The following is a 12,812-nucleotide window of genomic DNA, read 5'->3' on the forward strand; positions in this document are numbered from 1 at the left end:
TACTTTTTTGGTTTAAATGAGTATGGGTATGTGTTTGAAGACTTTTATATTTCACAGCCTATGTATTATCAAAACAAGGAATATCTCATTTTTACCTTTTTTCATGGAAGCGTATTTCCACCTTTAGAATATGCCACGAGGATTATTATTTATAAAAAGAAAAATGGCAAATGGGTTCAAACTCATATAGCTGTGCCTAAATGGATTAGTTGAAATTAAGTTTTACGATCACTGACAATATGCGGTTGGGAAACCATGTAAAAAATCAGTAAATATGAAACACATAAATAAAATAGTATTGTCACTGCCTTTTTTCATCTTGTCTTGTACTAGCGATGATTAAATAAATGATTAAAATAGATATTCTATTACCATAAAAAAAGGGCGCAAAATAATTTTTTGCGCCCTTTTTATTTTAAAGCTGAATACCTGCTTTGCTTAATAATTTCTTTAATTTCTTAAAATCAGCATCTGTTTTGACCTCGATCAAATCCCGCGTCTTTCCATTGCTCAATTCTAAAAAGTATTTTTTACGTCCTAAAAAAATGCGTTCGTTCAATCCTTTTATTTGATCAATTGGTATATTTTCCAAGGTTGACTTTTTAACTATAAATTTATAAAGTACAATCATAGAAACAGCCCCTAAAAACATCCAAATTACTTTTACAAATCCAAAATTCACAGTACTTAAATCATATAAATTTAAAATGGAGTTCCCTAAGTTTAAAAACATTAAAAACTTGATCAGAAAAACATAACTTTTAAGTCCATCTCTTATTTCGATAGATCTATCAGACTCATTATAGGTAATATTCATAATTGGGCATTTGAAATTTACGAAGGGATTTATTGTTTATAAACATTATTCTCCGGTTTTACATCCGCCATCAATCCGCTTGGATCGATGGTGATTTTCTTGATAGCATTTTTAGGCTTTGCAATTGAAAATTCTGTTGTTGGAAATGCCCAAGCCCAGTCAGACAAAACTGTTCTTTTTACCGCTGGATTAGTATTTTCTTTTTTAAAACTCATCATTCGCAACGGAATATAAAAACTTTCCATTGTTCCATCAGTATATTCTACTAATAAATCTATTGGCATTGGCATTCTACCTAATCTTTCTAAAGTTATTGTTGTTTGATTTGCATTTTCTTTAACTTCTTTAATTCCGTAATCAATTGTATTTGTGGTTTGCGTCCAATCCATTAAATACCAATCTAAATTTGCGCCTGAAACTCTTTCTGCTGATCTTTTAATATCATTTGGAGTAGGATGCTTGAACTGAAAGTCTTTGTAATATTTCTTTAACGTTTTTAATAGATTTTCTTTTCCTATCAAATAAATCAGCTGCGTCAAGAAAAGCTCGCCTTTGCTATAGGAAGTTATACTGTAAACTCTATTTTCATCAAAACGATCCGCATGCGTGGCCTGAGGCAATTCTTTACCTGAATTTACCATAGAGAAATATCCTCTGTAAGCATTTAGGAAAGGATTTTCCACTTTTGAATCTGAAATTTCATTCGTCCCGTAATCATCTAAAAAAGAGGTAAACCCTTCGTCCATCCAGCCATGTTTTGATTCATTTGAAGCTAACACATGTTGGAACCATGAGTGTGCCAGTTCATGAGCCGTAACTCCCACCAATCCCTCAAAACTTCCCTGACCCAAAATCAAAGTACACATTGCGTATTCCATTCCACCATCGCCTCCTTGAATTACCGAATATTGCTTGTATGGATAATTACCAACTGTTTCATTAAAAATTTTCATCAACTCCACCGTTTTCGGCTGTAAATTTTTCCAGTTTTCTATAAATTTTGGATTATTCTTATATAGAAAATGCAAGTCAACACCGTTAGGTCCTTTTACAACATCGTGAATATAATCCTTATCAGCTGCCCAAGTAAAATCATGTACCATAGGTGCGTTAAAATGCCAAGTCAACGTTTTAGTTTTCTTTGGAGTAGTAACAACAACTCCTGAATCCTGATAGCCGTGTCCTATTTCATTTTTATTTTGCAAATAACCAGTACCTCCTAAAACAAAATCTTTGTCAATGGTAATTTTCACATCAAAGTTAGACCAAACTCCGTGAAATTCTCTGGCAATGTAAGGATCGGCATGCCAACCTTCAAAATCAAATTCGGCTATTTTAGGATACCATTGCGCCATTGATAAAGCAACACCTTCAGCATTGTTTCGGCCAGATCGACGAATTTGAACTGGAACTTGTCCGTCAAAATCTAAAGTAAAAGTAGTTTTTGAATTGGGCAAAATTGGCTTAGCCAAAGTTACTTCTAAAATAGTTCCAACCGTTTTTGTCACAGCAGCAACGCCATCTTGCATAAAATTAGAAATTCGTAAATAACCAATTTCGTTAGGTGCCAAATTTTTAATTCGGCTTTCTTTGATTTCTTTGTCTCCAACTTTTACCTTAGTTACCATTCTAGCATCTGGATCTTTTATACTTTGAATTCTAGCATCCATTTCGCTTCCAGGCTGAAACGCATTATTGAATAAATGGTAGTATACTTTGTTGAGTGTGTCTTGCGAATTATTGGTGTAAACCAATTCTTGCTTGCCTTTATATTGGTAATTTTTAACATCCATAGCCACTTCCATTTTGTAATCAGCGTGTTGTTGCCAGTAAGTAGTGCTTTGTGCTATCAAGCTTCCAAAACTTAAAGTAAGAAAAGAGAGTAAAAGTATTTTTTTCATGTTTGAGTTAAAATAAAAATGGAAGGACAAAATTATCCCTCCATTTAGTGTATTTATAAATTTTTATTTTTTAGACATTTTTTCAGCCATTATCAGCGCATTGTAAGCGTTAACGATTTTTCCTGATTTAGATAAAGTTGAAAAAGATCGAACATCACTTTCTTTACCGCCAACAATAACATCCGTTGTAATTGCCACACCAGATTCCATCAAGATGCTCTTAACTTGTTTAGCAGACAATTTTGGATAATACGACCGAATTAATGCCGCAACTCCAGCAACATTTGGCGCAGCCATTGATGTTCCTGCAAGAAATTGATAAGTGTTCTCAGGAGTGGTTGCATAAATTTGAACACCAGGAGCAAAAACATCGACATTGATTTGTCCAATATTTGAAAAACGAGCAACCACTTTATCACCATATTCAAAATTTAATGCTCCAATTGTAATTACATTTTCAGCAAATTCCATTTTTTTATCATCAGAATCTGTTGGGAAATTGTCAGCATAATCAATATCTTTTGCATCATTTCCAGCTGCATGAACAAACAAAACATCTTTCTTTTCTGCGTATTTAATGGCGTCATAAACCCATTGCTTATGTGGAGAAAAAGCTTTTCCAAAACTACCATTTATAACTTTTGCTCCATTATCAACTGCGTAGCGAATTCCTAGAGCAATATCTTTATCATATTCATCGCCATCTGGAACAGCTCGGACTGTAAGGATTTTAACATTATTAGCAACGCCATCACCCCCCAAATTATTATTTCTTGCTTGTGAAACAATTCCAGCAACGTGAGTTCCATGAAGCGCTTCTTTTTTATCAGGACCTATCACATTGTTGTTCCCGTATTTCGTATCGGTTATATCATTGGGGTTATCACCTAAGACTTTACGATAGTCTGTTTTTAGATTTTCTCCACTTGATAAAGCTACAAAACCCGTAAGATCCTTTTCAATTGCTTCTTTTAAACCATCAACTGGCAATCCATAAGAAAGCATTTGCTGCATTATCATTTTACTTTTTTGAATATCCGCATCTGCCGAGGTGATCGAATTTACATCTTCAGCGGTGTAAACTGGTTTTGCGAGGTGTTTTACTAATATCACATCAGCATCGTTTACTGCAACCAGCATTTGCTCTAATTGAGATTTTCCTGCAGTGGCTTCAGCTACTTTTTTATCATTTAAGCTTTTTGCTGCTTGATACGTTGCGTCATCAGTTAAACTTTTATCTTTAATAATTCTTTCGTATTCTAAATTTTCTTTAGTTACATCGCCTAAAAAATTCCATCCATGAATGTCATCAATATAGCCGTTTTTATCATCATCAATTCCGTTTCTAGCTATTTCTTTAATATTTGTCCAAAGAACATTTTTCAAATCTTCATGTTCAATATCCACTCCTGAATCGACAATTCCTACTATAACTGGAACGCCTATTTTATCTTTTAGTAATTCAGTATATGCTCGATCGACGCTCATTCCGGGAATAGTATCATTAACGATGTCAAGATGACTCCAGCGTTTTAATTCATTTTCACTTAAAACTGCCTTCTTTTTAACATTTAGGGGAGCAGTAATGTCTATTAATCCTTTAGTATTTATAACTTGTTTTGTAGTGCCACATCCTGCTAAAACTAATAAAGCAAAAGCAGATATGTAAATGGGTTTGATGGTATTCATTTAATTGTGTTTACGTTTTTTGAAATATTTGTCGAAAATAAAATTTTTTGTTACTAATACAATCCTACTTAACACTATGTTAGGATTTCAGAACAAGAAAACGTTTCCTTTAATCGTACTCCTTTTTCAGTGTTTTCTACAGTGATAATTTCGTTATGCGCATCGTGTTCTAGAAACAAATAGTAATTATTATTGGCGGCCGCGGTCATGAATTTTTGTTTTTCGGGCATTGTCAACAAAGGTCTTGTATCATAACCCATGACGTAAGGAATGGGAATGTGTCCGGCTGTTGCCAATAAATCAGCACAGAAAACAATTGTTTTGTCTTTGTACTGAATGTGCGGAATCATTTGTTTTTCAGTGTGACCATCAGCAAAAAAGATTCCAAAACCCAACTCGGACTGCTTCAAGAAATCGCCATCAGGTCTTTTTATAAAGTTTAATTGACCGCTTTCTTGCATCGGCAAAATATTTTCCGATAAAAAAGAAGCTTTTTCTCGAGGGTTAGGTTTAGTTGCCCATTCCCAATGGTTTTCATTACTCCAATATTTAGCATTTTTAAAAGCAAGTTCGTAGCCCGATCTATCTTTGTTCCAAATTACGCTGCCACCGCAGTGATCAAAATGCAAATGAGTCATAAAAACGTCGGTGATGTCGTCCCGATGAAATCCGTGTTTCGCTAATGATTTATCCATAGAATGCGAACCCCAAACTGAATAGTAACCAAAGAATTTTTCCGATTGTTTGTTACCCATTCCAGTATCTATCAAAATCAGTTTATTGCCATCTTCAATTAGTAAACAACGCGCTGCAATATCAATTAAATTGTTTGCATCGGCTGGGTTGGTTTTATTCCAAATTGTTTTTGGCACCACGCCAAACATTGCTCCACCATCTAATTTAAAATTTCCGGTTTCTATAGGATATAATTTCATATTTACGTATTTCATTTGACAAAAATCAAAGTTATGAAATTCAAATTCTTTTCAAAGTTATAAATAGCTTTTTTCTATTTTCACATTAGTTATAAAAATGTTATCCATTATGGAAAAAGCTTTTTATATAGTATCTTTGCCTTTAATTTAGACAAAATCAATATAAGCTATGATTAAAGTTTCTGACACTGCAAGAAAGAAAATCATCGATCTAATGAAAGATGACGGATTTGACGCTGCAAAAGACTATGTAAGAGTTGGTGTAAAAAGCGGCGGATGTTCTGGATTATCTTACGATTTAAAATTTGATAAGGCCAAGAATGAAGAGGATAAAATATTTATTGATAACGATATAACTATTGCTGTAGAAAAAAAATCTTTTCTATACTTAGCTGGAACAATACTAGAATTTTCGGGAGGAATAAACGGAAAAGGATTCGTTTTTAATAATCCAAATGCCAATAGAACTTGTGGTTGCGGGGAGAGCTTTTCGCTCTAATTTCTAACACTCTTTAGGAACTACAAAATCTGATAGAGTTAACTAAAAAAACAATATGTCAAAATATACAGAAGACGACTTAAAAATCGAACTCGAAACTAAAGAATATGAGTATGGATTTTACACTGAATTGGAATCGGAAACTTTTCCTGTTGGTTTAAATGAAGATATAGTACGAGCGATATCGCACAAAAAAGGAGAGCCACAATGGATGACCGACTGGCGTCTTGAAGCATATCGTGCTTGGGAGCAAATGGTTGAGCCAGAATGGGCAAATGTACATTATGTGAAACCTGATTTTCAAGCTATTTCTTATTATTCAGCGCCAAAAATAGTTGATCCTAACAAAACACTTGATGATGTAGATCCCGAACTTTTAGAGATGTACAAGAAATTAGGCATTTCGGTTGATGAACAAAAAATGATGAACAATGTTGCTATGGACATCGTTGTTGATTCAGTTTCAGTGGCTACTACATTCAAAAAAACATTAGGTGAAAAAGGAATAATATTTATGAGTATTTCTGAAGCTATTAAGGAGCATCCAGAATTAGTTCGTAAATATTTAGGAACAGTTATTCCACAAAAAGACAATTTCTATGCAGCACTAAATTCGGCTGTTTTCTCAGATGGTTCTTTTTGTTATATTCCAAAAGGAGTTCGTTGCCCAATGGAACTTTCGACTTACTTTAGAATAAATCAAGCAGGAACAGGACAGTTCGAAAGAACATTACTTATTGCTGATGCTGGAAGTTACGTTTCTTATTTAGAAGGATGTACAGCTCCAAGCAGGGATGAAAATCAATTGCATGCTGCATGTGTGGAATTAATTGCATTGGATGATGCTGAAATTAAATATTCCACAGTCCAAAACTGGTATCCAGGAAATAAAGAAGGAAAAGGCGGCGTTTACAACTTTGTGACTAAGAGAGGAATTTGCGAGAAAAACGCAAAAATATCTTGGACACAAGTAGAAACAGGATCCGCAATTACTTGGAAATATCCTTCTGTGATTTTAAAAGGAGATCATTCAACAGGCGAATTTTATTCGATTGCAGTTACTAATAATTTCCAACAGGCTGATACGGGAACAAAAATGATCCATTTAGGTAAAAACACTAAATCGACAATTATCTCTAAAGGTATTTCTGCGGGAAAATCTCAAAATAGTTACCGTGGTTTAGTGAAAATTGGACCAAATGCCGATAATGCTAGAAATTTTTCTCAGTGTGATTCTTTATTAATGGGGAATAATTGTGGTGCACATACTTTTCCATATATCGAAACTAAAAATCCAACTGCTAAAATAGAGCATGAAGCCACAACGTCAAAAATTGGCGAAGACCAAGTTTTTTATTGTAACCAACGTGGGATTCCAACTGAAAAAGCAATTGCTTTGATTGTAAATGGTTTTAGTAAAGATGTTTTAAATAAATTACCAATGGAATTTGCTGTAGAAGCTCAGAAGTTATTGGAGATTAGTTTAGAGGGTTCAGTGGGATAAAACCCCCAAAGGGGGAATTAAAAAACTATGAAATGGATATAATTCTAAAAAATGTAAAGAAGAAAGATTTTCCAGTGTTAAAATCATTGGCAAAGTCGCTTGGATTTGAAATTATTGAAAAAATTGAAAAGCCATATAATCCTGAGTTCGTAAAAGAAATTTTAGAGGCAGAGCAAAGTATTAAAGACGGCAAAGGGATTAAAATGACTCTTAAGGAAATTCAGGATTTATGCAAATAATATTTACTGTAAAAGCCAGAAAGGATTTAGATTTTTGGATTAAATCCGGAAATAAAAATATTTTAAATAAAATCGCAAATTTAATAGAAGATATACAATTGCATCCTTTTGAAGGTATCGGAAAACCAGAACAATTAAAACATCAACTTTCTGGTAAATGGTCCCGCAGAATAAACCAAGAACATCGCATCATATATAAAGTTACTGAAGAAAACACAATAGAAATTTTAGACATTTTATCACTAAAAGGTCATTACGAGTAAACAAATACAATATGTTATCAATAAAGAATTTACATGCCACAATTGGCGATAAAGAAATATTAAAAGGTATAAACCTTGAAGTAAAAGCAGGAGAAGTTCATGCGATAATGGGACCAAACGGTGCTGGTAAAAGTACACTAGCTTCCATAATTGCAGGAAATGAAAATTACGAAGTGACAGATGGGGCAATATTCCTAGATGGAGAAGATCTATCTGATTTAGCGCCTGAAGAACGAGCTCACAAAGGAGTTTTTCTTTCGTTTCAATATCCTGTGGAAATTCCAGGAGTTTCAGTGACAAACTTTATGAGAACTGCAATAAACGAAACTCGCAAAGCGCAAGGTCTGGAAGAAATGCCAGCCAACCAAATGTTAAAAGTGATTCGTGAAAAATCAGAATTATTAGAAATTGACAGAAAATTTTTGTCACGTTCTCTTAACGAAGGTTTCTCAGGTGGAGAGAAAAAACGAAATGAAATTTTCCAAATGGCAATGTTAGAGCCAAAATTAGCTATCCTTGATGAAACTGATTCTGGACTTGATATTGATGCACTTCGTATAGTTGCTAATGGCGTAAATAAATTAAAAAGTGATAAAAATGCAGTTGTCGTAATCACACACTATCAAAGATTATTAGATTACATAGTTCCTGATTTTGTTCACGTTTTATTGGATGGAAAAATTGTAAAATCTGGTAATGCCAGTTTAGCACTGGAATTAGAAGAAAAAGGATACGACTGGATCAAACAAGAACAAGAAGCATAAAATGGAATTAAAAGAAAAATTATTAGCTTCATTTATGGCTTTTGAAGAACAGGTTGATGTTCACTCAGAACTTCACGATGTGAGAACGGCTGCCATAGAAAACTTTGAAAATAAAGGGTTCCCATCTAAAAAAGAGGAAGCATGGAAATATACATCATTAAATGCAATCTTAAAAAATGATTTTACTGTATTTCCAAAACACGAAAATTCGATTGAATTTAATCAAGTTCGAAGGTACTTTTTGCATGAGGTTGATACTTATAAATTGGTTTTTATTGATGGTGTTTTTAGCTCGCATTTGTCCGCTACAACTCACGAAGGCATTGATGTTTGCTTAATGTCATCGGCGTTAAATAAACCAAAATACAAAATGGTTATTGATAAATACTTCAACCAAATTGCCAGTAAGGACGAGAGTTTAACATCTCTCAATACAGCTTTCGCCAATGAAGGAGCGTACATCAACATTCCAAAAAGCAAAGTGTCAGAAAAACCGATTGAGATCATGTATTTCTCTACCGGAAATGAAGCAGCGCTTTTGGTTCAACCAAGAAACTTAATTGTGGTTGGCGAAAACGCTCATGTTCAAATTATAGAACGCCACCAAAGTTTGACTGAAAATCCAGTTCTTACGAATTCTGTTACTGAAATTTTTGCTCAAAAAAGTGCAATTATTGATTATTATAAAATACAAAACGACACGCTTGAAGCTAATTTAATTGACAATACTTACGTTTCTCAACAACAAGAAAGCCATGTCTCTGTGCATACTTTCTCTTTTGGAGGAAATCTTACGCGTAACAATTTAAATTTTTATCACTTTGGTGAAAGATTGACAAGTACGCTGAACGGAATCACAATTATTGGCGAAAAGCAACATGTAGACCACTACACTTTAGTAAAACATACAACTCCAAATTGTGAAAGTTTCCAAGATTATAAAGGAATTTATTCCGATCGTTCAACGGGCGTTTTCAACGGAAAAGTTTATGTTGAGAAAGAAGCTCAAAAAACAAATGCTTTCCAAAAAAGCAATAACATATTGCTGAGCGACAAAGCAACTATAAATGCCAAACCACAATTGGAAATTTTTGCAGATGATGTAAAATGTTCTCACGGTTGTACAGTAGGGCAATTAGATGAAACTGCTCTGTTCTACATGCAGCAGCGCGGTATTCCCAAGAAAGAAGCTAAAGCATTATTGATGTATGCGTTCTCGAATGCCGTGATTGAAAACATCAAAATACCAGAATTAAAACAACGGATTACCAAAATTATCGCTACTAAATTAGGCGTTAAAATGGGATTTGATTTGTAATGTAAATAAAGAAGTTACAATAGCAACCCTGTCAGAGTTCAAAACTCTGACAGGGTTTGTTTTTTAGGTATTATCCTAATTTGATTTTACTTCTTCAAACTCCCAATAATCCCTTTAAACATTTCGTTAAAATCAAATTCAGGATTTTCTACTAATCCCATTCTAACAATTACTAAATCTAGTGATGGAATAATCACAACCATTTGCCCTTGAAAACCGCCGCAATAATACATATCTCTTGGAACATCAGGAAATTTTCCACCACTATTTAACCAAAAATGTCCGCCATAATCACCATTTGAAGTATTGGTAGGAGTTGCAGTATATTTAGCCCAACTTTCGTTAAAGATTTGTTCGCCATTCCAGTTTCCTTTGTGCAAATACAACAAACCAAACTTCGACCAATCTCTCGTTGTAGCCCAACCGTAAGACGAACCAACATAATTCCCTGTCATGTCCGTTTCGAGAATCATTGAATTCATTCCTATTTTATCTATTAAAGAAGCGTACCAAAAATCAAGATATTCTTGATGCGTTTTGAATTGCTTGCGCAAAATTCCAGAAAGCAAGTTTGTAGTCCCTGATGAATAATTCCAATGTGTATTAGGTTTGTAAACAGCTTGTTTTACGAGTTGGGAACGAGTCATATCTTCGGCCTGAAAAAGCATTTCGGTGGCATCACAAATTTTATCGTACTTCTCCTCCCATTCTAGGCCAGAATTCATGTGTAGCAAATCATTTGTGGTGATACTTTTACGTTTGTCATTTGCCCATTCCGGAATTGGAGCTGGAGCATAAATATTGATTTTTCCTTGCTTTTCTAAAATTCCAAACATTGCGCTGGTAATACTCTTTGTCATTGACCAACCCAGAATTTTACTTTCTTTATTAAAACCGACATCGTATTTTTCGGCAATAATTTTATCTTTATAAATTACCAATAACGACCGAGTTCGTTTATCAATTTTTCCCTTTTTATCAAAAGCATTGGCAATAGCCACATTCAATTTAACATAATCAATAGTGCTAAAAACAGTGTCTTTAGATTCTAAATTTCCGTAAGGAAAAGGTAAATTATTGTTTAATAGGGTTCGTTTAGGAACTAAATATGGTTTTGCTTCATCAAACTCATCATTGATTAATGTTGCTCCTAATCCTTTGCGATAAATTGCCTTTCGCTCTTTTAAACCGTAAACTGAGGCGGTAGCAAAATGTGTAGATTCATTAATCGTATTTTTAGCCAAATCAATAAGATCAATATCATTGTCTCCTTTCTCAATCATTTCCTGAGAGCGATTATCTATAAAATGACCCGAAGCTATACTTTTAGCTGAAAAACCAGAAATTAAATCAAGTTTAGGATAATTTGTAAAACTTAAATAAACCAACGCCACAATTACTGCAAAACCAACTACCTTCAAGAATTTTTTCATACTGAATTAATTTGAAGCAATTTAATAAAAAAGAATTAGAATTACTTAGCAGAAGCAAGTATAGAAAATGAGGTTTTATTAACAAGTGTTTGCCAAAAATTGACTGCATTTTTATTACTTTTGTATTTAGATAAATTCTAAATAATGAAAAACATTATAAAGTTGTTTATCAAAAATACCATTATTTATTGGCATCATGAAATACCAGTAAAGCTAAAAAACAATTAGGTACATGTTAGACATTAATAAAATTAGAGCCGACTTCCCTATTCTTTCTCAGAAAGTAAATGGAAAACCATTAGTTTATTTCGATAACGGCGCCACATCACAAAAGCCGCAGGTAGTAATCGACGCAATTTCAAAATATTATCAGGAAATCAACGCTAATATTCATCGTGGTGTGCATACTTTGAGCCAACTGGCAACTGACGCATACGAGATTTCACGAGGAAAAATTCAAAATCATATCAACGCTAAGTTTTCACATGAAGTACTTTTTACTTCGGGAACAACACACGGAATTAATTTGGTAACCAACGGATTTGCCTCTATTTTAAAAGAAGGCGATGAAGTGCTAGTTTCAGCATTGGAACACCATAGCAATATTGTGCCGTGGCAGATGCTATGCGAAAAAACAGGAGCGGTTTTACGGGTCATTCCTATGAATCACGAAGGTGAATTGATTATGGAAGAATTTGATAAATTACTTTCAAGCAAAACCAAAATAGTTACAGTAAATCATATTTCAAATGCCCTTGGAACTGTAAATCCTATTAAATACATGATTGATAAGGCGCACGAAGTTGGAGCAGCAATCTTAATTGATGGCGCACAAGCAGTTCCGCACCTTAAACCCGATGTACAAGAATTGGACTGTGATTTCTACGTTTTTTCGGGACATAAAATATGTGGGCCTACAGGAACTGGTATTTTATATGGAAAAGAAGCTTGGTTAAATAAATTACCGCCGTATCAAGGTGGTGGCGAAATGATCAAAGAAGTGAGTTTTGAAAAAACAACTTACGCCGAATTACCTCATAAATTTGAGGCTGGAACACCAAATGTTGCTGGTGGTATTGTGCTAGGAACCGCAATTGATTACATGAACGAAGTTGGTTTTGACAACATTCAACAGCAAGAAAAAGAATTATTAGAATACGGGACGAAACGATTACTAGAAATTGAGGGGTTGAAAATTTTTGGCACCGCCAAAGAAAAAACATCCGTGATTTCGTTTAATATTGAAGGAATTCATCCGTATGATATAGGTACTATCGTGGACAAATTAGGAATAGCAGTTCGTACAGGTCATCATTGTGCGCAACCTATCATGACTTTCTTTGATATTCCTGGTACGATTAGAGCTTCATTTGCATTTTACAATACCAAAGAGGAAATTGATATAATGGTTGCCGCAATTAAAAGGGCTCAAATGATGTTATCTTAAAAA

General features: G+C 34.0%; 12 protein-coding genes and 1 pseudogene. 8 read left to right on the top strand and 5 right to left on the bottom strand.

The window, feature by feature from the left end; all coding sequences use genetic code 11:
• A pseudogene (locus BUB42_RS16600) lies at nt 1-213 on the top strand (hypothetical protein); the annotation flags it as partial.
• A gap of 202 nt (nt 214-415) precedes the next feature.
• Here the strand turns inward: BUB42_RS16600 and BUB42_RS14260 are convergent.
• The 4 genes from BUB42_RS14260 to BUB42_RS14275 form a co-directional block, all read right to left on the bottom strand.
• Complete coding sequence (locus tag BUB42_RS14260; protein WP_073021572.1) at nt 416-817, bottom strand: hypothetical protein; 402 nt, start codon at nt 815-817, stop codon at nt 416-418.
• 29 nt (nt 818-846) lie between these two features.
• On the bottom strand, nt 847-2,718 hold the full coding sequence (locus BUB42_RS14265) for a M1 family metallopeptidase (protein WP_073021574.1): 1,872 nt from the start codon (nt 2,716-2,718) through the stop codon (nt 847-849).
• 63 nt (nt 2,719-2,781) lie between these two features.
• Nucleotides 2,782-4,407, bottom strand: coding sequence for a S8 family peptidase (locus BUB42_RS14270; protein ID WP_073021576.1), 1,626 nt, complete (start codon nt 4,405-4,407; stop codon nt 2,782-2,784).
• 74 nt (nt 4,408-4,481) lie between these two features.
• The gene (locus BUB42_RS14275; protein WP_073021690.1) at nt 4,482-5,342 is read right to left on the bottom strand and encodes an MBL fold metallo-hydrolase; all 861 of its coding nucleotides are present in this window, start codon (nt 5,340-5,342) and stop codon (nt 4,482-4,484) included.
• A 169-nt stretch (nt 5,343-5,511) separates the two neighbouring features.
• Between BUB42_RS14275 and BUB42_RS14280 the strand changes: the two genes are divergently transcribed.
• From BUB42_RS14280 to sufD, 6 genes are read left to right on the top strand one after another with little or no spacing between them, the layout of a single operon-like run.
• Nucleotides 5,512-5,841: a HesB/IscA family protein gene (locus tag BUB42_RS14280; RefSeq protein WP_072989305.1), complete on the top strand. Its 330-nt coding sequence runs from the start codon at nt 5,512-5,514 to the stop codon at nt 5,839-5,841.
• Nucleotides 5,842-5,896: 55 nt separating this feature from the next.
• Nucleotides 5,897-7,345 carry a Fe-S cluster assembly protein SufB gene (gene sufB / locus BUB42_RS14285; RefSeq protein ID WP_073021578.1) on the top strand — a complete coding sequence of 483 codons (1,449 nt, stop codon included), beginning with the start codon at nt 5,897-5,899 and terminating at the stop codon, nt 7,343-7,345.
• A 32-nt stretch (nt 7,346-7,377) separates the two neighbouring features.
• Complete coding sequence (locus BUB42_RS14290; RefSeq protein ID WP_073021580.1) at nt 7,378-7,584, top strand: DUF2683 family protein; 207 nt, start codon at nt 7,378-7,380, stop codon at nt 7,582-7,584.
• Complete coding sequence (locus BUB42_RS14295) at nt 7,575-7,847, top strand: Txe/YoeB family addiction module toxin (protein ID WP_073021582.1); 273 nt, start codon at nt 7,575-7,577, stop codon at nt 7,845-7,847. The genes BUB42_RS14290 and BUB42_RS14295 overlap by 10 nt, the downstream gene beginning before the upstream one ends.
• Nucleotides 7,848-7,858: 11 nt before the next feature.
• A complete protein-coding gene (gene sufC, locus BUB42_RS14300; protein ID WP_073021584.1) occupies nt 7,859-8,611 on the top strand; it encodes a Fe-S cluster assembly ATPase SufC in 753 nt (250 codons plus the stop codon).
• Nucleotide 8,612: 1 nt separating this feature from the next.
• Nucleotides 8,613-9,929 (top strand): Fe-S cluster assembly protein SufD, encoded by a 1,317-nt coding sequence (gene sufD / locus BUB42_RS14305; RefSeq protein WP_073021585.1) that lies wholly within the window; start codon nt 8,613-8,615, stop codon nt 9,927-9,929.
• Nucleotides 9,930-10,015: 86 nt separating this feature from the next.
• Here sufD and BUB42_RS14310 read toward each other — a convergent pair whose 3' ends face one another.
• Nucleotides 10,016-11,362, bottom strand: coding sequence for a serine hydrolase domain-containing protein (locus BUB42_RS14310; protein WP_073021587.1), 1,347 nt, complete (start codon nt 11,360-11,362; stop codon nt 10,016-10,018).
• Between the two features lie 232 nt (nt 11,363-11,594).
• Between BUB42_RS14310 and BUB42_RS14315 the strand changes: the two genes are divergently transcribed.
• Nucleotides 11,595-12,809, top strand: coding sequence for an aminotransferase class V-fold PLP-dependent enzyme (locus BUB42_RS14315; protein WP_073021589.1), 1,215 nt, complete (start codon nt 11,595-11,597; stop codon nt 12,807-12,809).
• Nucleotides 12,810-12,812 lie beyond the last annotated feature (3 nt).

Source organism: Flavobacterium micromati (genome assembly GCF_900129585.1).
In the GTDB taxonomy this organism is placed as follows: domain Bacteria; phylum Bacteroidota; class Bacteroidia; order Flavobacteriales; family Flavobacteriaceae; genus Flavobacterium; species Flavobacterium micromati.